Consider the following 22,619-nt stretch of genomic DNA (forward strand, 5'->3'; position numbering starts at 1 on the left):
ATTCCATATCTTCTTTCCTGTTTTTGATCATCTCTCTTATTTTTAGCAATCATTTGCTGACGTATTCCGCCAAAGAAAAAAACCCCGGCTCTTCTTGAAAAGAACCGGGGTCTTGGCAGTTCAATCCGGACAGCTTACCATGGCTTGTCAACCGCAAGGGCTGCGGCAAGCGCTTTGCTGTGCTTCCGGTGGTTTTTGCGTTCTTCCGCCCGCTGTTGCGCTGTCTGATGAAGCATGATTTCTTCATCGGTCTGCGGCTCAACCTTTGGAACAGCCTGAGGATTTCCATCTTGATCCAGAGCCACGAACGTTAAAAAAGAGGTGGCCGCAAGCTTGCGTTCCCCTGTGAGGAGATGCTCTTTAATCACTTTGACAAATACCTCCATAGACGTTCTTCCGACCCATGTCACATAAGACTCCAGACAAACGGAATCTTCCTGTCTGATCGGCTCGAGAAAATCGACAGAATCCATTGATGCGGTAACCGTCTCACATCTGGAATGTCGTGCAGCGGAAATCGAGGCAATGTCGTCAATATAGCTCATCAGCTTTCCTCCGAACAGCGTGTTGTGATTGTTTGTATCAAGCGGAAATACCCTGCTTGTTTTGACAACTTTCGATTCCCGGCAATATCTTTTCTCTGGTCCCTTCATATCCATTTCTCCTTTGATGTCTAGATGTGTTTGTAAAGTGGAATTTTTCTTTATTAAACACTATTAGAATTCATTTGTCTAAACTTTTTTATCCGGCTGATTTGTGAGATTTTCTTGCCAAAACGTTTATTTCCAGCGCCGGGAAGGGAATAATGAAAAGTATTATATTGAGAGACGGGGGAGAGAACATGGATTCAGCAGTGCCGAAAAAACATCATCAAACAGAATGCACAAGTGAATATGACGTGCTAAAAAAAGTGGTCCTATGCCGGCCGGAGTATATGGCGATTCAGGATGTCATCAATGAAACACAAAAGTACTTCCATAAAGAAAATATAGACAGAACCATTGCCGTCCGCCAACATGAGACTTTGATCAATGAATTGGAAAAACGCGGCGTAGAAGTGTTTCTGCTGCCGGCTTCGAGCCAATTTCCTGAACAGGTGTTTACAAGAGATATCGGGTTTACCATCGGGGAAACCGTTTTTACCTCCCGGCTTTCAGCCGATATCCGCCAGGGTGAAGAAAATGTTCTGCAGGAATGGCTTTCCAAAGAAAACATCGCTTATCGTTCGTTTAACGGAGGGTATAAAATAGAGGGCGGCGACATTCTCATCGATCAGCATACCGTTTACGCAGGGGTCAGCGAACGGACATCATTTTCGGCCGTTCAAGCGCTGAAACGCCTGCTTCCATCCCATGAAGTGATTCCTGTTCCATTTGAGGAAACCTATCTCCACCTTGACTGCGTCTTCAACATCCTTTCTCCGCAAGAAGCGCTCGTTTACCCAAAAGCGCTGGGAGAAAAAGAATACGAGGTGCTTAAAAAGCGCTATGATATGATCGAAGTGCCTGAAAATGAACAGTTCACACTGGGAACGAATGTCCTTTCCATCGGAAATCAGACCGTGATAAGCCTCCCGGATAATAAAGAGGTCAACAGACAGCTCAGATCGCGCGGCTACACGGTCATTGAAATCGATTTATCGGAAATTATCAAATCGGGCGGTTCTTTCAGATGCTGCACGATGCCGCTTGAGAGGAGCTGTACGTAAGGAAGGAGCCTAAAGCGGCTCCTGTTTGTTTTAGAAAAAAGCTTATCTTGTTTGAAGCGTCACTTCCATTTCATCGTCCTCCTTTTTGACCTCCCCGTCATACAAATGGCAGGCGACATAGTGCCCTTCCTCGGCTTCTTTCAAAACAGGCTTTTTGGCGGTGCAAATCGACATCGCTGCGGGGCATCTCGTTCTGAACACGCAGCCTGAGGGCGGGTTGATCGGGCTTGGAAGCTCGCCTTTTAAAATGATTCGTTTTCGTTTATCTTCGATGTCGGGATCTGGAATCGGAATAGCCGACAAAAGGGCTTGTGTATAAGGATGAAGCGGCTCTTGATACAATCGGGAGCTGGCCGTAATTTCAACCATGTGCCCGAGATACATGACGCCGATGCGGTCGCTGATATGCTTGACCATGGAGAGATCGTGCGCAATAAACAGAAAGGTCAATCCTTTTTCTTTTTGCAGTTTTTTCAGGAGATTGACGACCTGCGCCTGCACGGAAACATCAAGTGCTGAGATCGGTTCGTCTGCGACAATGAACTCCGGCTCCAGGGCGAGCGCCCTTGCGATGCCGATTCTCTGCCTTTGGCCGCCGCTGAATTCATGAGGATAGCGATTGGCAAAGGCTCGATTAAGGCCGACTGATTCCAGCAGCTCGTCCACTTTTTCAAGGCGCCCCTTCCGCCCTCCGTAGAGGCCGTGGATTTCCATCGGCTCCAGCAAGATGTCCCTGACCGTCAACCGCGGGTTTAATGAAGCATACGGGTCTTGAAAAATCATTTGAATTTTCCGGTTGTATCGAAACGATTCGGCTTCAGTTAATTTGTGAATGTGTTTCCCGCGGTATTGAACCCCGCCCTCTGTCGGCTCATAAAGGCGCAGCAGCACCCGGCCCGTCGTCGATTTGCCGCAGCCGGATTCACCGACAAGCCCGAACGTCTCTCCTTCTTTTATATGAAAAGAAATGCCGTCAACCGCTTTGACTGTTTTTCCTTTTCCGGCGTCAAAATGCATTTTCAATCCGCTGACTTTCAGCAATGTTTCTTGTTTCATGCCGATCCCTCCGTTTTCATTAAAAATAGCGGCGAATTGCGCAGAGCTCTTTTTCGTAAACCGTATCTTCGAGAGATATGATTTCGATGGTCTTTCCCGTTTTCGGAGAGTGAAGCATCTTCCCGTTTCCGTAGTAAATACCGACATGATGCACCCGGCCTTTGCCTTCTCCATACGCAAAAAACAACAGGTCCCCAGGCTCCGCCCCGCTAAACGGAACCGCTTTTCCGCCCGTTGCCTGGTCGCCGGCATCCCGGGGCGCGGAATATCCGTTCGCTATCAGCATATGGCGGGCAAAACCTGAACAGTCATAGCCAAATCCGCTCATTCCTCCCCACAGATACGGCAGATTTAAAAAAGCTTCGCCTGTCTGTACGATGTCTTTTCCGGATCCTTTTGGATTTCCTTTGACTTTTGCGTCTTCTTTTTTCAGCCATCTCGGTCCCAATGGCGTTTCGACTTGGAACCAGGCGCTGTCTTCATCCAGGATGGCAAGTTTTGTGAGAAAACTCAATTCGAGCTCTCTCGTTTTTTCCTCTGTATATAAATATGCGGTCGGTTTTTGAATGACGGCGTATACTTCCGACTGTGGCCGGCTTTTTTTTGCCAGATTAGCTTTCGGCATCCAGCCCGGGTAGCCGCGGTCATCTTTCGCTGACGGCTGTCCGGGGATGACGACCGATGCCCAGCCGTCCCTTTCTTCTAGCACAAGAACTTCTTCACCGAAGAGCACCTGTGTCTGAATGAGATTGGCCGTGCACAATTCAAGGCGGGGCCCGTATGGCAATGAATCAAGCCAGGCTCTGATACGAACGGGCTTTGACAGCATCATTTGATCGACCTTCCTCGGCGCCTCAGGGTGTGTCCAGACATTCGCTACTGAAACGGCCGCCGTATATACATCCATCCATCACTCCCCCTTTATCCCTTTTATATTGGAGATGCCGAGACCGGGAACATCAGGAAAGAACATTCTTCTTCCTTCATAGCTGATGCCGCCTTTGACGATATCCTCCTTCAGCATCAGCGGTGCATCAAAATCGAACCTTGTCACATTTTTTTGGCTTGCTGCAAAGTGTGCCGCCGCTGTAACGCCGAGCCTAGTTTCGATCATGCTTCCGGCCATGCACTCCACCCCGCAGGCTTCCGCCAAAGCATTGATCTTTAAAGCGTTACGGATGCCGCCCGCTTTCATCAGCTTAATATTGATCAAATCAGCGCTTCTCGTTTTAAGCACCTGAAAAGCCTGCTCCGGAGAAAACACGCTTTCGTCGGCCATGATCAATGTATCCACTGCATCTGTTACTTGTTTTAATCCTTCAAGATCATCTTTATGGACGGGCTGTTCAACAAGCTCGATATCAAGACCTTCATCCTCCAGTTTCCGAATCGCCCTGACTGCCTGTTTGGGCGTCCATCCTTGATTTGCATCAAGCCGGATTTTCGCTCCCGTCCCCGTACGTCCGCGGATTTCACGGATGCGGGCAAGATCTGATTCGATGTCGTCCTTTCCGACCTTTACTTTTAATGTACGAAAACCCTCATTCATATAGCGGGCGGCGTCTTCCCCCATTTCTTCAGGCTGATTGACGCTGACGGTAAAGTCCGTCTCAATCTCCCGCCTGTACCCTCCTAAAAATTGATATAAAGGCAGCCCGCACATTTGTGATAAACAATCGTAAACAGCCATATCAACAGCGGCCTTTGCGCTTGTATTTCCGCACATCAATTTGTCGATTGTACAAAATACGGCTTCCGCCCTTAATAAACTTTGGCCGATCAAGGCAGGTGCAAACACCTCCCTGATCGCGCTTTCGATGCTGTCAAGAGTTTCTCCAGTGATAACGGCGGTCGGGGGCGCTTCTCCCCAGCCTGATGCGTCCTCTGCCAACATGTTAACCATGACGGCTTCAGCGGTATGCACTGTTCTGAGCGCGGTTTTGAACGGTTTCTTTAATGGAACGGCGATTCGGTATGTATGAATAGCGGTTATCTTCATGCCGGCCCTCCTCTTTTTTCGTTTTAAGAAACCCCGGGTTCGATCATCAGTTGTTTTTTTTCAGTATCAAGCATGCCTTCAGCCCCGATTGGTATAGCGATATTCGGGGAAGAATGGCCGATTTGAAAGCCTGACAGCGCCGGCTTGCCTTCCGGGACGATATAATCTTCTATGATCTCCTTTAACGTCAGTGATTCACTGCGCTTTTTCGGAATGCAATCATGAAAATCGCAGAGCAGAATACCTGCGGCATCAGACAATTTCCCCGCCATTTTCAAATGATTGAGCATCCGGTCGATTTTGTAAGGCTCTTCATCGATATCCTCTATAAAGAGAAGCTTTCCCCTTGTATCGATTTCAAACGGCGTGCCGAGGGTTGTCACAAGAAGGGCGAGATTTCCGCCGATCAGCTCCCCTTTTGCTTTTCCTTTTACAACAGCCTCTAAAGGCGAGACGTCTTCGGTCAGAGTGAGCGACATTTTTTGAAACAGCTGCTGAAAGGACTGTTTTGTCAATGGATGGACGTCTTCTTTGCCGATATCAGAGCTGAGCATCGGTCCATGGAATGTGATCAGATTGGTCCGCTTCTGGATGGCCATATGTAAAAACGTAATGTCTGAATATCCCCAAAATATTTTCGGATGGCTTTTGATGACGTCAAAATCAATCTTCTCCGCAATCCGTCCCGTCCCATACCCTCCGCACGCGCAGATCACCGCTTTGACGGACGGATCCTGGAACATATCATGAAAATCCCGCAGGCGCTCTTCATCCGTTCCCGCCAAATAGCCGTGTTTTTTGCCGGAGGCACGGCCGATTTTGACACGGAGCCCAAGCTTTTTTAAATATTGGACGGCGGCATCAAGTTTTTCCGCGACAGGCGGACTCGCCGGTGCGATCACCCCGACCGTATCGCCGGTTTTCAGTTTTTGAGGCGCGATTTTCAATGCAAAGTCCCCCTTGTGAAAAAACCGCCCGGAATCGTGCTGAAGAGGCGCACATACATGTCCCGGGCGGACTTTTTTATCATTCTATGTTTTTTCGGCCCATTTCAGTTCGATATAGCCGACAGGATGGCGGATGATGCCCTTGACATTTTCCTTTTCCAAATGGACTTGGTTATAGAAATAGACCGGAATGATCGGCATACCTTCAAATAACACCTTTTCCGCCTGATGCATCAGCTCATTGCGTTTTCCTTCATCAGCTTCATGTTTCGCCGCTTTGATCAGCTGATCATACTCTTTGCTGCTCCACCCGGTCCGGTTCATCGAATTATCGGTTTGAAAGCTTTCTAAGAAATTGATCGGGTCAGCATAATCGGCCAGGAAAGAGCTTTGCGAAAACTGAAACTTGAGCGCTTTTTGCTCCTCGAGGAACGTGTTCCATTCCATATTGGCCAGCTTCACATTGACGTTCAATACACTTTTCAGCTGTTGCTGAACCGCCTCGGCCATTTTTTTATGTTCAGGCTTTGTGCTGTATGTCAGCGTAATTTCCGGCAGCTTCTTATAATGTTCTTCCTTCATTCCTTTTTCAAGAAGCTTTTTCGCTTCATCGGCATTAAATGTGACTACATCTCCGCCTTCCTCGCGAAAGTCCTTGCCGCCTGATCCTTTCAAGCCCGGCGAGACAAAGGCGCGCGCAGGCTTTTCACCGTTTTTCGTGACGTAGTCGACAAGTTCCTGCTGGTCAACCGCCATCGCGAACGCTTTTCTGATGTTTTCATTTTGGAAGGGCTCCATCTTGACATTGAACCTGTAAAAGTAAAGGCCGGCCTGATCAAACACCTTCACTTCGTCAGACCCCATCAGCTTTTCGCTCATCTCTGCCGGTACATAGGCCGTGTCAAGCTCACCCGACTGGAACATTTGATAATCGGTATTTCTGTCATTGACCATCGCCCATGTGACTTTATCCAGCTTTACGGTTTTTTTATCCCAGTACGTGTCGCTTTTTTCCATCGCCAGGCTTTCATCATGCTTCCACTCCGTCAGCTTAAACGGTCCGTTCCCGACAAACGTATCTGCTTCCTCATGCCATTTCGGATTTCCCTCGGCTACCTTCTGATTGACAGGGAAAAAGGCAGGATTTGAGACAATGCTTAAAAACGATTTTTGCGGGCTTGTCAGCGTGACTTTAAGGGTTTTGTCATTCAAGGCTTCTACCTTTACGTCATCCTTCGAGCCTTTTCCGCTGTTAAATTCTTCGCCGCCTTCAATAACATATCCTAAAAACGCGGCGGAAGAACCTGTTTTCGGATCAAGCAGGCGCTTCCATGCATATTCGAAGTCGCCCGCTGTCAGCGGATCTCCGTTAGACCATTTCGCCTGCCCGCGGATTGTAAAAGTATATGTCTTTCCATCATCGGAAATGCTCCATTTTTCGGCTGATGCGGCCTCAGGCTCATGATCGGCCCCAAGCCTCGTCAGCCCCTCCATCAAGTTGTTCAGCGCCTGCCATGACACATTATTAAAGCCGGTCGGCGGATCAAATGATGTCGGTTCATTTTCATTGTTCAGCTTCAGAACCTGTTCCTGATTCGACTCTTTCCCTTTCCCGTCCGCATTCGCATTCTGACCCGCCTGTTCATTTGCCGTACAGCCGAACAGCATGACGGAAACCACCATGACGATCAAACCGCTCCACCATGTTTTCATCAAATCCCCCCGTTTCATAGATTAAGAACTAAATACAACCCGTTTTGCCCGTTCATCCTGAAGCCAGCAGCAGACATCGTGCCCTGCCGCCACTTCCGTTTTCGCCGGATAGAGCTTTTCGCAGACCTCCATCGCATTTGGGCAGCGGGCGGTAAACGGACAGCCCGCCGGCGGAGAAAATAAATCAGGCGGCGTTCCGTCGATCGGAACGAGATCCGCTTCTTCAAGGTCAAGCCTCGGCACGGATTTCAACAATCCCTTTGTGTACGGATGCTGCGGATGATAAAAGATGTCTTTCCGCGTTCCCGTCTCTGCGATTTTCCCCGCATACATGACCGCGATTCTGTCGGCGGTCTGCGCGACAACCCCTAAATCATGTGTAATTAAAATGATGGACACGCCGGTTTTTTGCTGAATATCTTTAAACAGCTCAAGGATTTGTGCCTGTATCGTGACATCAAGCGCGGTTGTCGGCTCATCGGCAATCAGGATTTCCGGCTCACAGATCAGCGCCATCGCGATCACGATCCTCTGCCTCATGCCTCCGCTGAATTGATGCGGATACTGTTTCAAACGCTCTCCCGGATTCGGAATCCCGACGAGCTCAAGCATCGAGACCACGGCCTCTTTCGCCGCAGCCTTCGAAACCGCGCGGTGCTCCAAAACCGCTTCTGTCAGCTGATCGCCGATGGTTAAGGTCGGATTCAGCGCCGTCATGGGATCCTGGAAGATCATCGAGATCTCGGCTCCGCGGATCGTCCTCATTTCTTTTTCAGACAGATGGCGCAAGTCCTTTCCTTTGAAACGTATGGCTCCATCTGTGATCAAGGCAGAAAATTTCGGAAGCAGTTGCATGATGCTTTGTGATGTCACACTTTTACCGCATCCTGATTCACCGACAATCGCGAACGTTTCCCCTTCATACAAATCAAAGCTGACGCCGCGGACGGCTTTAACCGTCCCTCCGTATGTCGCAAATGACACATGCAGATTCTCGACTTCCAATATTTTTTTCCGCAAATGTCATGACCTCCTCAGCTTCGGATCTAGTGCATCCTGAAGTCCGTCTCCAAGAACATTGAAGGCGAACATCGTCAGGGAGATAAAGAAAGCCGGGAAAAACAGCCGCCACCAATGACCTGACAAAATCACCGGAAGACCGTCGTTCGCCATGACGCCCCAGCTGGCGAACGGAGCCTGAATCCCGAGCCCGAGAAAGCTTAAAAACGCTTCGGCGAATATCGCGGACGGCACTGTCAGTGTCATCTGAACGATGATCGCCCCCATCATGTTCGGAAGCAGGTTTTTTCTGATGATGCGCATTGTTTTCGCCCCAAACGTTTTGGAGGCGAGGACGTGCTCATCATGCTTGACCTTCAGCACCTGTCCCCTGACAATCCGGGCCATGCCGACCCATCCGGTGACAGTCAGCGCGATGAGAATCGTCCCGAGTCCGGGTCCCATCAACACCATTAAAAGAATGACGACCAGCAAGTATGGAAGTCCGTGGAGCACTTCAATGATCCGCATCATGACATGGTCGGTTTTTCCGCCTTTATAGCCGGCAATCCCGCCGTAAATGACGCCGATCGCAAAGTCGATCAAAGCCGCCATAACACCGACAAATAGCGAAATTCTCGCCCCGTACCATGTTCTTGTAAAAACGTCGCGGCCAAGCTCATCTGTTCCGAACCAATGCTGCGGGGACGGGGGAAGATTTTGCTGTGCGAGCGATTGCTGTGTGACGCTGTGCGGAGACAAAACCGGCCCGAAAGCCGCCATGATGAAGAGGAAGATCAGAATGCCCAAACCGGCCATCGCCAGCTTGTTCTTCCTTAAAATGCGCCAGGCGTTCTGCCAATAGGAGAGGCTTGGTCTGAGTACAGATTCACGTTCGCCCTTTTCCTGTTTCTTCGGGGCAAACCATTCGTTCGGGATATGCCCGCCCGGCGGCGCTTCATGTTCCGTGCGAACTGGGAGGCTCATATGACTCACCCTTTCTTATGCAGTTTAATGCGGGGATCAAGGATTCCGTAGGCCAAATCGACTAAAAACAGCATAACAATGAGGATGATGCTGTAAAAAACGGTGGTTCCCATAATCACGGGATAATCGCGGGAATTGATGCTTTCAACGAAATATTTTCCCATTCCCGGAATGGCGAAGATTTTTTCAATGACGAAGCTGCCCGTTAAAATGGCGGCTGCCAGCGTCCCGAGTACCGTGATCACGGGCATGAGTGCGTTTTTCAGGGCATGCTTCATGACGATTTTAACAGGGGAAAGCCCTTTCGCCCTCGCCGTCCGGATATAGTCCTGAGTCAGCACTTCAATCATGCTCGAACGCGTCAGCCTGGCGATAATCGCCATCGGCCCCATGGCCAAAGCAACTGTCGGGAGCACCATATGCATCGGGCTCGTCCATGTCGAAGGGGGAAAGATGTTCCAATTGACGGCGAACTGCTGAATCAGCATCGTCGCCATGATAAAGTTCGGAACGGAAATGCCGAGGACGGCGACCGTCATCGCCGCGTAGTCGATGATCCCGTTTTGCCGAAGCGCTGCAAAGATGCCGAGCGCAATCCCTGACAAAATCGCAATTATGAGAGACGTCATTCCCAGTTCAAATGAAACGGGAAAGCCTCTAGACAGCATATCGTTGACACTTTGTGAAGGCTGCTTGATCGACGGACCGAAATCAAAAGCGACGATCGACTTTAAATAAAACAAATATTGAACAAAGAGAGGCTCGTCCAAATGGTAGTAAGCCTCCAAATTCCGCTGGACTGCTTCATTTGTGTTCCGCTCTTCATTAAAAGGAGAGCCCGGTATTACTTTCATCATCACAAAGGTCAAGGTCGTAATCACCAAAATGGTCGCTACCATCGACAGCAGCCGCTTCATGATGTAACCTGCCATTGTTCATCACACCTTCCTAGGAAAATGTCGTTCTCATCGCAAGCTCTGTCATCACAAGCATCGCCTGGTAGGCTTCCAAAATGTCCTTTGCTTCATAACGGACTACCGTCGTTCCCGGCTTGATTTCCGTGCCCGGCATCAGGTTCGCCCATTCCGCCTGGCCGTAGTTGGCAAATTCGATGCTGAGCACCGGTCTGTCGGGAGGCGTGAGCGGCTTGACTTTATCCTTGTTTCGCAGCGCGAAAGCCGTCTGTTCTTTTAACAGGCGCCCCGCTTTTTCCGGTGTGAGACACTTGACCGCCGAACGGGAAATCGTTTCTTTGACGGCCGCGGTCGCCACGTTCGGAATCAGCTCCTCCGCTTCTGCCGCCGCCTGGCTGTCACCGGCAACCATCAGCACCGGGACGCCGAAATAGCCCGCCACATAAGCATTAAAGCCGAGCTCGCCGACCGGCTGATCATTTATGTAAAAATGTCTGACGCCGAAAATCATGCTGTGCGACATCACGCCTTTCATCGAGGCCCTCGCATGGTATCCCAAAAACATCGCTCCCGCGCATGTGTCATCAAGCCCCTGAACCATTGAAAACGGTTTGACATCCCCTGAGATCAGCTGCGCTTCAGGATGAAGCCGCTCAATCAAAAGGTTGTTCATCTTAGAATGGCTGTCATTGACAAGCACTTCAGAACAGCCGTTTTTGAACGCCTCTTCAATGACATAATTGGCCTCATCCGTCATGATCATCCGGCCCCGCTCATAATTCAGCTTGCTTGAATCAACGAACGTATCATCCGGAAGTCCCGAAATCCCCTCCATATCAACGGACATATACAGCTTCATCGAAAACCCCCCTGTCAAAAATCCCTCAATTTTTTTGTTATTTTATGAATATTCTAACAAATTATATTAGAATTTTAATAGGATTGCAATAACTGTTGGGAAATTTAGAAAATAAAGATAATGGTGGAATGTACAGGAATTTGCCGAATAAAAACAGGAGGCCGTTCCTAAGGCAGCCTCCTGTTTTTATTTATTGGTCGCCGCGGCTGACCGTTTCTTTTATTTCTTCGTATTTCTTCAACGTTCTGGAAAACACTTCATCAAACATCTGCGGCGCCTGTTGTCGTATGGCGTCGGCTCCTTCGGCGGTGATGCCCCCTTTTGTCGCCACTCTTTGCAATGTTTCCTCAAAAGTCATTTGTTTTTCCAACAAAAGTTTCCCGGTTCCTACCAAAGAATGAATCAGGAAGTCAAACGCTTCTTCTTTTGCCAGACTGCTGTTTCTTACTGCGGCCTGAGCGAATTCTTCAAAAATCGAAGCAATCAATCCCGGTGATGAGCTGGTTAAATTGCTCGCGGCATCGATATCTGCTTCCCGGATGTTTTTTACTCTGCCAAATGATGCGAGATATTCTTCGAGCCGCTTTTTGTTTTTTTCCGCCACGCGTTCTCCGTGAACCACAAGCGATGTACCTGTGTCTGTTTCAGATGTCAGAGTCGGTATGTATCTTGATACTTGACTGCCTGTCCACTTGTGAAGCTGCTCGATCGTGACCGCGGCCGCGATAGACACGATGTGCGCATCTTTTTGGAGATGCGGACTGATCTGTGCGACTGCTTCTTTTACAGCTATAGGCGGTACACAGATGAAGAGAAGTTCGCATTGATTTGCGAGTTCCTCAGGAGATTGGCGGGAAACATTCGGATAGCGTTTTATAAAGCTTTCAGCTCTGCCTCCGGGTGTCCTCGTACTGATTGCCACCATATCTTCATTGATCTTTTTTTGTTCAAGCAGCTTTGATGCGATCATGTCTGCCATGCTTCCAAATCCGATAAAACCGATTTTTTTCAATGCTTTTAACACCTCGGGGTATTGGTCTTTTATCCGCCGCTGGGCGGTCTGTTATCTATTCTATCCGTTTCTTTTACAATTTCCCACAATGTTTTCACGTTTATCCCACACTCTTTGTTTATGATGTAGTCATCAAAGGTTATGATAACAATAGGAGCGTGGAGAATATGGAATACAATCGGGAAAATCCTCATGAACCCAAACATGAAATCATCATTCCTGAACAGCAGACGGAGCAAACCGTTAACCGTGCGGAGCATCAAAAACGCAAAATGTCCTGGCTGACGCCGATCATCAGCGGCATCATCGGAGGAAGCCTCGTCCTCGGTGTGACGACGTTTCAGCACAGCGGAGACGAAAAGACCAATTCGTCAGTGCAAACCCAAACAAATCAAACAACAAATACGACTTCGCCGCAAAGTACGAAAACGGAAAAGCTGTCAAACTCAAGCACATCAGATGTATCGGACATGGTTGAAAATGTGTCGCCTGCCATCGTCGGCATCTCAAACTATCAAAAACAGTCACAGACCGGCATGTTCGGCTTTGAAAGCAGCAATAACAGCTCCAGCGAAGAGGAAACAGGAACAGGATCAGGCGTTATTTATAAAAAAGCGAACGGAAAAGCGTATATCATCACAAACAATCATGTTGTCGAAGGCGCGAGCAAGCTGACCGTTTCCTTATCTAACGGAAAAGAAGTGGAAGGCAAGCTGCTTGGCAGCGACTCCCTGACAGACCTTGCCGTTGTTGAAATCTCCGCTGATCATGTGGAAAAGGTCGCAACTTTCGGCGACTCTTCCAGCCTAAAAGCGGGCGAATCAGTGGTGGCGATCGGCAACCCGCTCGGCAAAGACCTTTCCCGCACTGTAACACAGGGAATCGTCAGCGGTGTCAACCGGACCGTTTCCGTCGATACATCAGCCGGGGAAACCAAGATGAACGTCATTCAGACGGATGCCGCGATCAATCCAGGAAACAGCGGAGGAGCCCTGTTAAATACAAAAGGCGAAGTCATCGGGATTAACAGTATGAAAATCAGTGAAACCGGTGTTGAAGGGATCGGGTTTGCGATTCCGAGCAATGACGTCAAGCCGATTGCAGAGGAACTGCAATCAAAAGGAAAAATCGAACGTCCGTATATCGGTGTGAGCATGATGGATCTGAACCAGGTTCCTGAAAACTATCAAACAGGAACGCTCGGATTGAGCGGCAGCCAATTAAACAAAGGCGTCTACATCGGCCAGGTCGCCGCAGGATCTCCGGCTGAAAAAGCAGGCCTCAAAGAAAATGATGTCATCGTCAGCCTGAACGGCAAAGAAACCGATTCAGGAAGCACCCTCCGCAATATCCTTTACAAGAATACAAAGATCGGAGACACGGTGAAAGTGACGATTATCAGAAACGGCAAAACCATGACAAAACAAGTGAAGCTTGATCAAAAAGAAGAAACTTCTTCTTAATCAATATAAATCCTCCCTGGCTGCCGGCATTGCCGGCAGTTTTTTTATTTTCGAAAAAACCAAGGCTCCCCATCAGGGGGCCTTGGTTACATTGTTGTCTGAATCGGTGTAAGCCGGGCTTCAATTTCTTTCCGTCTATTTTCAAGATATGGCGGCAGCGCAAGGCTTTGCCCCAGGTGGTCGATGTCTTCGTCAACGGCAAAACCGGGACCGTCTGTCGAAAGCTCAAAAAGGATGCCGTTCGGTTCTCTGAAGTACAGCGCTTTAAAATAATAGCGTTCTACGGTGCCGGAGTTTGTGAAGCCATGCGCGCTGATTGTTTCATGCCATTTTTGCAGCTCTTCCTCATCTTTGACGCGGAATGCAACATGGTGGACGCTGCCTCTACCGGGCCGCTCTCTCCGCAAATCTTCGGTTTTTTTCACATGGATTTCCGTTGCTGCCCCGCCTTCTCCTGATTCAAAAATAAGCAGTTTTTGGTTTGTTTCCGTCCAGTCTTCGGCAATCTGCTTAAAGCCGAGAATGTCTGTCAGAACGGCGGCTGTCGGTTCTGTATCGGCGACGGACAGCTCGACGGGACCGAGCCCCCTGATGGCAAATTCCCCGGGAATGACGCTGTTTTTCACAGGTACTCCGATATCTTTGCCGTTTTCATCCGCAGTGAGAATGATGTTTTGTCCTTCAGGATCTAAAAAGCGGAGAATGCTGCGCCCCGCCCGCTTGGTGATGGAGTCTTTGGCAACGCCGAGCTCATCAAGACGCTTTTCCCAAAAGCGAAGCGCCTCTTCCCCCGGTACGCGAAGCGAGACGGATGAAATGCAGTTCGTGCCTTCCACACGGCGCGCCAGCATCGGAATTTCGAAAAATGTCAAATCCGATCCGGGCGTCGCAACCTCATCTCCGTAAAACAAATGATACATCGTCGGCTCATCCTGATTGACTGATTTTTTGATCAGCTTCATTCCCAGTCCTTTTACATAAAAATCGTAGTTTTTTTGCGCATGTGCCGTTAAAGCAGACACGTGGTGAATACCGTTTACTTTCATAACAATTCATCTCCTATTAGGTTGCGATGTTAATATCTCGAATTCGAGATATATGTTCTATAACCAAGGTATGTGATTTCAAGTCAAAAGTCAACTGATGACGCTCGGCACACAAGATGGTGAAGGAAAACACGAAAAATCTTAACAATAAGAGTTATATATCTAAATAAAGTTCGACTATAAATCTTCTAAAACGCGTTTTACCACCTCAAAATACATCAAAAATAAAAAAACGACGAAAATCAGAAAATTTATTTTATTTTTGTTTTTGAAAAATGGTATTACAATATAAAAATAGTTTTTCAGAAAAAGAAATCAAACAATGGGAGGCGTAACAAATGAATGCAGAAGAAAACGGACTAAAAAAAGAGATAGGCTTATTATTTGCGCTTTCTCTGGTGATTGGAACGATCATCGGCTCGGGCGTGTTTATGAAGCCCGGCAGTGTTCTTTCTTATTCCGGCAATGCGCAGATCGCACTTTTCGCCTGGCTTCTGGGAGGCTTTCTAACGCTTGCAGGCGGACTGACGATCGCCGAACTCGGTACACAGATTCCGAAAACGGGCGGCCTTTATACGTATCTTGAAGAGATTTACGGAGAGTTCTGGGGCTTTTTGTGCGGCTGGGTTCAAATCATTATCTACGGACCCGCGATCATCGGCGCGCTCGGATTGTATTTCGGCTCACTCGTGGCCAATTTGTTTTCATGGGACAAGTCATTTGCCGCGCTTATCGGCATTATATCCGTCGCCTTTTTGTGCATCGTCAACATTATCGGCACCAAGTACGGCGGGGCGGTTCAAACGATCACAACGGTCGGAAAGCTGATCCCCATTGTATGCATTGTGATCTTCGGCCTTTGGAAAGGCGACGAGCATATATTTAGTGAGGTCAGCAGCGGTATCGCAGACCAGAACTTCGGAGCCGCCGTTTTGGCGACATTGTTCGCTTATGACGGCTGGATACTGCTTGCCGCGCTCGGCGGAGAAATGAAACAGCCGGAAAAACTTCTTCCAAAAGCGATGACCGGAGGCATTCTGATCGTTACGGCCTGCTATTTGTTTATCAATCTGGCACTGCTTCATATCCTGCCTGCCGACCAGATCGTAAAGCTCGGCGAAAATGCGACAAGCACCGCGGCATCGATGCTTTTCGGACCGATCGGCGGCAAATTGATCTCCATCGGAATCATTGTCAGTATTTTCGGCTGCTTAAACGGGAAAGTCCTGTCCTTTCCGCGCGTCATTTTCGCGATGGCTGAAAAAAAACAGCTGCCGTTTTCTCGCTGGATCTCCCACGTTCATCCGACGTTTCATACCCCGTGGATCGCCGTCATCGTGCAAATCATCTTTGCGGTTGTGCTAATGATTATCAGCAATCCGGAAAAGCTGTCAGAGGTTTCAATTTTTATGATCTATATCTTTTATGTGATGGCATTTTTCGCGGTATTTATTTTACGCAGACGAAACAGCGGGCTGAAAAGATCGTACAGTGTACCGCTTTATCCTTACCTGCCGATCGCGGCAATCGCCGGCTCCTTGTTTGTCCTCGGCAGCACGCTCTTAACAGACTTCTACAGCTGCCTATGGTCGATCTTGATCGGCCTTGCCGGATTGCCGGTTTATGTTTGGATGAAAAAAGCATAGCTTCAACCGCTAAAGGAAGCCGCCGGAACGACCCGGCGGCTTTTTTACCCTTTCACAGACCCGATCAAGATCCCTTTGGCAAAATGCTTTTGCAAAAACGGATACACCGCTAAAATCGGGAGGGTCGCAATGACGATGACGGCCAATTTAATCGACTGCTCCGGCGGGACGGTGTTTTCCATCATGTCATTGGTGGTCCCTGTCAAATCCGACAGAATCGTAACTTGGCGCAGCACCATTTGCAGCGGCCATTTTGCACTGTCATTGATGTAAAGAAGCGCATGGAAAAAATCGTTCCAAATGCCGACCGCATAAAAGAGCGCAAAGGTTGCGACAACCGGTTTCGAAAGCGGAAGCGCGATCCGGAAAAACACGCCGATCTCCGAACAGCCGTCTATTTTCGCGGATTCTTCCAGCTCTCTCGGCAGCTGCTGAAAAAAATTTTTAATAATGATTAAATTGAACGGATTAATGGCCATCGGTAATATCAACGCCCAGTAAGAGTCCAGGAGACCAAGCGATTTGACGACGATATACGTCGGTATCATCCCGCCGCTGAAGAGCATCGCGAAAATCACAAGATTTAACAGCAGGTTCCTTCCCTTCAGATGCCGTTTTGCAAGCGGGTATGCCATCGTAAACGTAAACATGAGCTGGACGATCGTTCCGACCACCGTAATGAGCACGGATACACCCATGCTTCTGATAAACGTCGGTGTCGAAAAAATATAACGGTATGCATCAAGTGAAAATGTTTCCGGAAAGATGAAAAAGCTTCTTTCCGAAAGTTCTGCTTCTGTCGCAAACGAACCGGCGATAATGTACAGAAAAGGCAGAACCGTCACAAGTCCGCAGCAGCCGAGAAAGACGATATTAAACCAATCAAACACCCGCCCGGCTTTCGTGTTATGAATCGCTTCTGAACCGGCCATTTTTTCTTCACCCCCATCCTAAAACAGACCGTCCTGGTCGAATTTTTTCGCGATATAATTGGCGCCGAAAATCAACGCAATGCCGACGACTGATTTAAAGAGGCCGACTGCCGTACTGTAGCTGTAAGCTCCCTGCGTGATTCCGACGATATAGACATATGTGTCAAAAATCTCCGCCACACTCCTGTTCAAAGAGTTGGTCATCAGAAAAATCTGTTCGAAGCCGATGTTCAAAAAATTGCCGATTCTTAAAATGAGCAGGACGATGATCGTGCTTCTGATCGCCGGGAGCGTAATATGCCACAATCTTCTGAAACGCCCCGCTCCATCCATCACGGCCGCTTCATACTGCTCCTGGTCAACTGAAGCAAGCGCCGCCAAAAACAGAATCGTTCCCCAGCCCGTCTCTTTCCAAATACTCTGCAACACGATCATCGGCCTGAACCATTCGGTGTCTGAGAGAAAGGAAATCTCTCTTCCCGTTATCTGTTCAAGGATTTTATTAATGACGCCGGTGTCAACCGTGAAAAAGACAAACGTGATGCTGACGACGATCGTCCATGAGACAAAATGCGGGACATAAATGAATGTCTGAATGCATCTTTTGTAAATGGCGTGCCTCAGCTCATTCAGCATCAGGGCGACAATGAGCGGCGCCGGGAAGGCAAATATCAAATCGAGAGCGGCGAGCATCAGTGTATTGCGGAGCAGCCGAAAAAAATCGGGGTTCATAAAAAAGTCTTGAAAATACTCAAATCCGACCCATTCGCTTTGCCAAAAGCCGAGATAAGGCGAATAATCCTTAAAGGCGATCAATACGCCCCACATCGGCCAATATTTAAAAATAAGAAAATATAAAACACCGGGAACGAGCAGAAGATAAAGCCATTTATCCCGTTTAAAGGCTGCCAGCCCGTTCGTTTTCCGTTTTGTTGCAACAGCGGCCGTCTCCGTTTTCGTTGTGATTTCCATATACCGCATCCTCCTTTCGATCTGCTGCCGGAGACGGTCCTATTTCGACTGTAGATACAATTCGTTCAGTTCTTTCATCAACTCTTCCCCGCCGCTTTTATACCAGAGCTCCACAGCATCCTGAAAGCCTTTTTCATCTATGTCTCCAATAATAAACTGCGTTTTGGCATCAAGGATGATGTTGTCGAGCTGAGCGCCTTTTTGGGTGTATAGATCGGAAACAAGCGATTCAGCCGGATTGAATACGGCGATTTTTTCTCCTTCCTTCACCACCTGCTGACGATGCTTGAAAAGCCTGGTCTTTTGTTCTGCAATATAATATCTCTGCTCAGGGATCCCCATACTGAACTGCGCAAGCCCTTCGTGCTCATAAAGCAGTTTTTTGTTGTTTTTTTCAAGCGATGTAAACGTTCCGTTTTCAAGCTTGTAATTGCGTCCCTCGACCCCATTGTTGGCGATGATCTGGGCTTGTTCGTCATTCATTTTGTCGAGGAAGGCGAGAACATCCTTCAATTCTTTTTCCGTCTTGACGCTCGCTTTCGGGATTGCGATCATGCCCGCATATCCGGATGTCGGAAAGGTATAGGTTCCTTTTGGGCCTTTTACCGTGCCGACGACATCGATGACATTTTTGTTTTTAGGATCGGCTTCTTCAAGGGCGCTTTGGATTTGCGAAGCCCGTGAGCCTGTATCAACGATCACGCCCGCCTTTCCTTTCACGATTGGATCATTCCATTTCGCCGAATCCATCACGGCGAAATCTTGATTGATCAGCCGTTCATCATACAGCTTTTTAAAGAAACGGAGCGCCTCCATATATTCGTCTGTCGTAAAATCGGGTACAAGCTCGCCGTTCTCATTCACGCCATAGCGGTTCGGCGCGCCAAACCACGTCTGCATAATATCCCATGGGCTTCCGTTGCCAAGGCCCATCCATTTCGGTACAACCATGCCGTACGTATCGTCTTTACCGTTTTTGTCAGGATCTTTTTCCTTAAACGCTTTCAGCACTTCATAAAAATCTTCGATCGTTTTCGGCATATCGAGCCCGACGTTTGTAAGCCAGTCTGTTCTGATGATGATGGAGGCGCGGATCAGATCCCTTGCCCTGTATATGCCGTAGACCTCCCCGTTGACTGAACTGTTTTTCATCACCTTTTCATCGGCCCGGCTGAGGTTTTTATAATCCTTCACATATTTGGAGAGCTCCCAAAACGCCCCGGCTTTGACAGATTTGATGAACCCGGGCGACTTGTCCGTGACGACGATGGCATGGGGCATATCTCCGGACGCCATGACGATGTTAAATTTGTCATTGTAAGAAGAGTTCGGAACCCATGTTACCTTGATATCCTTTTTCGTATACGCTTCAAGCGCCTTTAAAGAAGGGCTGTTTTCCCCCGGGCTTTCGGGCGACAGAAGCGGAGCCATGATGCGGATCGTGTTCTTTTGGTTGTCCTTTGCATGTTGATGAGACGTTTCATTCGCGCTGCATCCCATAAATATGAAACAGACGACAGGCACGGCCAGCCACTTTTTAATCCTTTTTTTCGGCATAATGCGATTCCCCCTTTTGATCGTTTGACTGCTTCACCACAATGTAAAGCGCTTTCATTTTTTCCGGCAAGCTTCATTTTTTGCCCGGCATAGCAAACTTTATTTGCCGGTATGACCTTTTCTTGCATCTCCTGTTTCAGGGGGCATATCTCCTATAATCTCCAGCAGAGCGATCGTGTTTAAGCACCATTGCGACATGGTGTTTGTCGTGACCCAGGGAATTTCCGCGAGCCGCTTCCAGGAGTCCGTCTGCTTCACGGTAATCGGCAATGGGGTATGGCTCAGCGTTTCATCAAGCAAAAGGCGCCATGCTTTTTCGGCAAGCTGTCTGTCTTGGCGGCGGCGGGCTCCATATGCAGCCATCGCAGCGGAAAACATCGGCCAGTGAAACAGCCTATCATGAAGTATTCCGCCGCTTCTGCTCCGCTTTTCTTCGTCACTCAGCAAATAAAAATCACCAAATTCCGCAAGCATGTCGCTCCATTCCTCGTCTTCCAAAAGACCGGCGAGCTCCATCCATACTTGCGGGGCGCCAAAAGCGATGACCATGTGATAGCCGCCTTTATTCCCGTCTCCCATATGAAGCAGTCTTGCATCTTCGGGATCGTATTCAAAAGTCGGCCCTGACAGCAAACGCAGCTGCAGCGCTTTGAGTTGGTCAATCCCTTTGAGAATTTTCGCCAAATAAGCTTGATTACCCGTTCTTTCCCATTCCGTCAGCCAATTGGAGCAGAGTGCCGCCCAATCGGGTCCGACCCTTGCATGGGTGTAGCATTTGCTTTTTGGATAATACGCCCTCATTGGATCCAACGTTTTCAACGCTTGATCAGCATCCTTCACTTCCGATAAAATGTCGCCTGTCCGTTCATCCGCTGTCAAATAGTAGTAAGCTTTATGAAGTCCGGCCATACTGATTCTCACTTCTTTGCAGCCGCAGCCCCAATGAATGACATTGTGCCTTGAGCCAAGCCCTTTATATTCGCCGAAATGATAGCAGTCCACCTCGCTTGTGTGGCGGGTCATCGCTTCAGCCATTCTGAAAATGTCTTCTCTTCCCGATCTGAAAAACATCTGCCAAAGCCATAAATTCGGAACCAGTTCTGTATTCTGCCAGGCATAGCCGCCTAAATCATAACGCCACACATGGCGGACCGGGTCGTACGTATGCATGACATCCCCAAAATGCCAATAGCCGTACCAGCCGCGTTGGTCAACTTCATGCTTGTAAAACGAAAAGGACTGAGCAAGCTGTTCTTCGAGCATCGCTTTAAATGGATGGCTTTTATCTTCTAAACTCCATATTCCAAGAGCGCGCGTTTTATAATAGTATTCAGGTTCACACACCAAAAGCGGAGGATTTTGCCATTCATCTGCCAGGATGTTCAGCTCTTCACTGCTTGGCGGTTTTGCAAAACAGGCGAGATTGACTTCGCTCGTATTGGCGATTCCGACGGGTGTCGAACGCATTTCCGCAAACCCTTCATAGGCGCTTTCAACATGGGTTGTCTTTGAATAATGCCGGAGATCCATTCCCTCAGCCTCAGGAGGCCAAAACCAAACGGTCAATTTCGCGTTTTCTGTATGAAGGCCTGAAACCTCAAGCGATGACGGATATTTCTCAAAAAAATGTCTGAGTCCCAAAGCAATTCCCCCGTTTTCACCCCCGGCATACATCAGCCCTTTCGCCCTTTTGCCATGGATGGCGCGCACCCAGGCGCAATCCGGGTCAGTTCGTTTTTTTAAACTGTAGTGAAGCGGCGAATCCTGGACAAGCTTATAGTCATTCCATACCGCATTTCCTGTTGCATCACGGACTACTTCTGAAGTTTCGGCATTTTCGCTCACCAGCTCGCCCGCGATCTGTTTTTCGTATAGCCCGTTTGCTTCGTTAAACCTTCTGGTGACCAGAAGCTGGGCAGCCTCTCCGTAAATCCCGCTGTCTGCTGCATAGCGAATATGCCGATTCCAGGGGGCTCCGCTCAACTTTGCCGAACATTCCAATCCGAGTCCTTTGACCCTTTCATTTTTCCCCTCACTATCAATAAATATCGTGTGCATGATCCGAATGGATGCAGAGCCGGCATAAAAAGAAAATCTGACCGTAAACGGGAGCCACGCAGTTCCAGAGCGGGTGTCGCGATGGACCCCTTCGGCCTTGATAACCGCCTTCACCGGCCCGCTTTGTTCGATTGCCGCGCTGGTGATCATGCTTTCAAATCGTTCAATTTGATAGATCGTCTCTGATGCTGTGCCGCTCTTTTTTTCTTTGAAGGCGATGAGCCGTCCGGTTTTTAGCAATCGTTCGCCTGAAAGTGAGATTGAGCTGATCAAGGATGGACCTGTTTTTTCAAGTTTGCAGACCATCGCTCCTGTATTGACGGTGATGCTGCTTTCCCTTTCGCTGAGTTGAAGAATGCGTTCAGGCGTTTCCTGTCCTCTTTTTTGCAGCAAGACACGTCCGCCGCTTCCCTCCTTGAAAACGGCGGCATGCCCCGTCCACTTCACAGAGCCGTCCGGCCAGTACGCCAACGGCCAGCTTTGCAAAAACGGAGCGGGTTGATCAGGTACGGTGATTGAGATCGGATCATCTTTTTGAAGCGCGCCTATTTCCCACGGGACTCCCCAAGTCACACCACCGGAGGCGTTCGGCGTTGCATTCAGCCATTTTAATTCAGCCTTTGCCATTTGAAATGCTCCTCCCTTTCTCATGGATTAGCCAGTATTTTCCCTTCAGGCCGTCTTGCCGTCAATGCTCCTTTTTTGCCTGAGGCGCTTAAACAGATTTCTCCTTTTTTGCCGGCCTGCCTTT

The 22,619-nt window shown here is 48.7% G+C and carries 19 protein-coding genes; 3 read left to right on the forward strand and 16 right to left on the reverse strand.

The window, feature by feature from the left end:
• Positions 1-134: 134 nt before the first annotated feature.
• Complete coding sequence (locus BTR1S_RS04360; RefSeq protein ID WP_006638506.1) at positions 135-653, reverse strand: acyl-CoA thioesterase; 519 nt, start codon at positions 651-653, stop codon at positions 135-137.
• Positions 654-841: 188 nt separating this feature from the next.
• Between BTR1S_RS04360 and BTR1S_RS04365 the strand changes: the two genes are divergently transcribed.
• Entirely contained in the window at positions 842-1,708 is an 867-nt protein-coding gene (locus tag BTR1S_RS04365; RefSeq protein ID WP_029418606.1) for a dimethylarginine dimethylaminohydrolase family protein, read from the forward strand.
• A 42-nt stretch (positions 1,709-1,750) separates the two neighbouring features.
• Here BTR1S_RS04365 and BTR1S_RS04370 read toward each other — a convergent pair whose 3' ends face one another.
• The 10 genes from BTR1S_RS04370 to proG form a co-directional block, all read right to left on the reverse strand.
• Positions 1,751-2,764 carry an ABC transporter ATP-binding protein gene (locus tag BTR1S_RS04370; protein ID WP_006638508.1) on the reverse strand — a complete coding sequence of 338 codons (1,014 nt, stop codon included), beginning with the start codon at positions 2,762-2,764 and terminating at the stop codon, positions 1,751-1,753.
• Between the two features lie 19 nt (positions 2,765-2,783).
• On the reverse strand, positions 2,784-3,671 hold the full coding sequence (locus BTR1S_RS04375; RefSeq protein WP_029418607.1) for a C40 family peptidase: 888 nt from the start codon (positions 3,669-3,671) through the stop codon (positions 2,784-2,786).
• A gap of 3 nt (positions 3,672-3,674) precedes the next feature.
• Entirely contained in the window at positions 3,675-4,763 is a 1,089-nt protein-coding gene (locus tag BTR1S_RS04380) for a dipeptide epimerase (RefSeq protein WP_029418608.1), read from the reverse strand.
• Between the two features lie 23 nt (positions 4,764-4,786).
• On the reverse strand, positions 4,787-5,710 hold the full coding sequence (locus BTR1S_RS04385) for a S66 peptidase family protein (RefSeq protein ID WP_006638511.1): 924 nt from the start codon (positions 5,708-5,710) through the stop codon (positions 4,787-4,789).
• Positions 5,711-5,794: 84 nt separating this feature from the next.
• Positions 5,795-7,441, reverse strand: coding sequence for a peptide ABC transporter substrate-binding protein (locus BTR1S_RS04390; protein WP_155910097.1), 1,647 nt, complete (start codon positions 7,439-7,441; stop codon positions 5,795-5,797).
• 3 nt (positions 7,442-7,444) lie between these two features.
• Entirely contained in the window at positions 7,445-8,443 is a 999-nt protein-coding gene (locus BTR1S_RS04395) for an ABC transporter ATP-binding protein (protein WP_006638513.1), read from the reverse strand.
• A 3-nt stretch (positions 8,444-8,446) separates the two neighbouring features.
• Positions 8,447-9,409: an ABC transporter permease gene (locus BTR1S_RS04400; RefSeq protein WP_006638514.1), complete on the reverse strand. Its 963-nt coding sequence runs from the start codon at positions 9,407-9,409 to the stop codon at positions 8,447-8,449.
• A 5-nt stretch (positions 9,410-9,414) separates the two neighbouring features.
• Positions 9,415-10,341, reverse strand: a complete 927-nt coding sequence (locus tag BTR1S_RS04405; protein ID WP_006638515.1) for an ABC transporter permease — start codon at positions 10,339-10,341, stop codon at positions 9,415-9,417.
• Positions 10,342-10,357: 16 nt separating this feature from the next.
• The gene (dppA, locus tag BTR1S_RS04410) at positions 10,358-11,182 is read right to left on the reverse strand and encodes a D-aminopeptidase DppA (protein WP_006638516.1); all 825 of its coding nucleotides are present in this window, start codon (positions 11,180-11,182) and stop codon (positions 10,358-10,360) included.
• 190 nt (positions 11,183-11,372) lie between these two features.
• A complete protein-coding gene (gene proG, locus BTR1S_RS04415) occupies positions 11,373-12,194 on the reverse strand; it encodes a pyrroline-5-carboxylate reductase ProG (RefSeq protein WP_006638517.1) in 822 nt (273 codons plus the stop codon).
• Between the two features lie 167 nt (positions 12,195-12,361).
• Here proG and BTR1S_RS04420 point away from each other — a divergent pair, with 167 nt between their 5' ends.
• Positions 12,362-13,657 (forward strand): S1C family serine protease, encoded by a 1,296-nt coding sequence (locus tag BTR1S_RS04420; RefSeq protein WP_006638518.1) that lies wholly within the window; start codon positions 12,362-12,364, stop codon positions 13,655-13,657.
• An 86-nt stretch (positions 13,658-13,743) separates the two neighbouring features.
• Here BTR1S_RS04420 and BTR1S_RS04425 read toward each other — a convergent pair whose 3' ends face one another.
• Complete coding sequence (locus BTR1S_RS04425) at positions 13,744-14,703, reverse strand: ring-cleaving dioxygenase (RefSeq protein WP_029418610.1); 960 nt, start codon at positions 14,701-14,703, stop codon at positions 13,744-13,746.
• Positions 14,704-15,041: 338 nt separating this feature from the next.
• On the opposite strand from BTR1S_RS04425, the gene BTR1S_RS04430 reads away from it, so the two are divergent.
• A complete protein-coding gene (locus BTR1S_RS04430) occupies positions 15,042-16,349 on the forward strand; it encodes an APC family permease (protein ID WP_006638520.1) in 1,308 nt (435 codons plus the stop codon).
• 44 nt (positions 16,350-16,393) lie between these two features.
• Here the strand turns inward: BTR1S_RS04430 and BTR1S_RS04435 are convergent, their stop codons facing one another.
• From BTR1S_RS04435 to BTR1S_RS04450, 4 genes are all read right to left on the reverse strand, one after another.
• Positions 16,394-17,281 carry a carbohydrate ABC transporter permease gene (locus BTR1S_RS04435; protein WP_029418611.1) on the reverse strand — a complete coding sequence of 296 codons (888 nt, stop codon included), beginning with the start codon at positions 17,279-17,281 and terminating at the stop codon, positions 16,394-16,396.
• A gap of 18 nt (positions 17,282-17,299) precedes the next feature.
• Entirely contained in the window at positions 17,300-18,253 is a 954-nt protein-coding gene (locus BTR1S_RS04440) for an ABC transporter permease (RefSeq protein WP_006638522.1), read from the reverse strand.
• Between the two features lie 39 nt (positions 18,254-18,292).
• Positions 18,293-19,810: an extracellular solute-binding protein gene (locus tag BTR1S_RS04445; protein ID WP_029418612.1), complete on the reverse strand. Its 1,518-nt coding sequence runs from the start codon at positions 19,808-19,810 to the stop codon at positions 18,293-18,295.
• A 99-nt stretch (positions 19,811-19,909) separates the two neighbouring features.
• Entirely contained in the window at positions 19,910-22,495 is a 2,586-nt protein-coding gene (locus BTR1S_RS04450) for an exo-rhamnogalacturonan lyase family protein (RefSeq protein WP_029418613.1), read from the reverse strand.
• Between the last annotated feature and the right edge of the window lie 124 nt (positions 22,496-22,619).

The sequence above is a fragment of the Bacillus sonorensis NBRC 101234 = KCTC 13918 genome, assembly GCF_001592005.1.
In the GTDB taxonomy this organism is placed as follows: domain Bacteria; phylum Bacillota; class Bacilli; order Bacillales; family Bacillaceae; genus Bacillus; species Bacillus sonorensis.

Bases quoted from the DNA above. Each gene is read 5' to 3' on its own strand.
- BTR1S_RS04360 (WP_006638506.1), bottom strand. From the start codon at position 653: ATGAAGGGACCAGAGAAAAGATATTGCCGGGAATCGAAAGTTGTCAAA.
- BTR1S_RS04365 (WP_029418606.1), top strand. From the start codon at position 842: ATGGATTCAGCAGTGCCGAAAAAACATCATCAAACAGAATGCACAAGT.
- BTR1S_RS04370 (WP_006638508.1), bottom strand. From the start codon at position 2,764: ATGAAACAAGAAACATTGCTGAAAGTCAGCGGATTGAAAATGCATTTT.
- BTR1S_RS04375 (WP_029418607.1), bottom strand. From the start codon at position 3,671: ATGGATGTATATACGGCGGCCGTTTCAGTAGCGAATGTCTGGACACAC.
- BTR1S_RS04380 (WP_029418608.1), bottom strand. From the start codon at position 4,763: ATGAAGATAACCGCTATTCATACATACCGAATCGCCGTTCCATTAAAG.
- BTR1S_RS04390 (WP_155910097.1), bottom strand. From the start codon at position 7,441: ATGAAACGGGGGGATTTGATGAAAACATGGTGGAGCGGTTTGATCGTC.
- BTR1S_RS04400 (WP_006638514.1), bottom strand. From the start codon at position 9,409: ATGAGCCTCCCAGTTCGCACGGAACATGAAGCGCCGCCGGGCGGGCAT.
- BTR1S_RS04405 (WP_006638515.1), bottom strand. From the start codon at position 10,341: ATGGCAGGTTACATCATGAAGCGGCTGCTGTCGATGGTAGCGACCATT.
- dppA (WP_006638516.1), bottom strand. From the start codon at position 11,182: ATGAAGCTGTATATGTCCGTTGATATGGAGGGGATTTCGGGACTTCCG.
- BTR1S_RS04420 (WP_006638518.1), top strand. From the start codon at position 12,362: ATGGAATACAATCGGGAAAATCCTCATGAACCCAAACATGAAATCATC.
- BTR1S_RS04425 (WP_029418610.1), bottom strand. From the start codon at position 14,703: ATGAAAGTAAACGGTATTCACCACGTGTCTGCTTTAACGGCACATGCG.
- BTR1S_RS04430 (WP_006638520.1), top strand. From the start codon at position 15,042: ATGAATGCAGAAGAAAACGGACTAAAAAAAGAGATAGGCTTATTATTT.
- BTR1S_RS04435 (WP_029418611.1), bottom strand. From the start codon at position 17,281: ATGGCCGGTTCAGAAGCGATTCATAACACGAAAGCCGGGCGGGTGTTT.
- BTR1S_RS04440 (WP_006638522.1), bottom strand. From the start codon at position 18,253: ATGGAAATCACAACGAAAACGGAGACGGCCGCTGTTGCAACAAAACGG.
- BTR1S_RS04445 (WP_029418612.1), bottom strand. From the start codon at position 19,810: ATGCCGAAAAAAAGGATTAAAAAGTGGCTGGCCGTGCCTGTCGTCTGT.
- BTR1S_RS04450 (WP_029418613.1), bottom strand. From the start codon at position 22,495: ATGGCAAAGGCTGAATTAAAATGGCTGAATGCAACGCCGAACGCCTCC.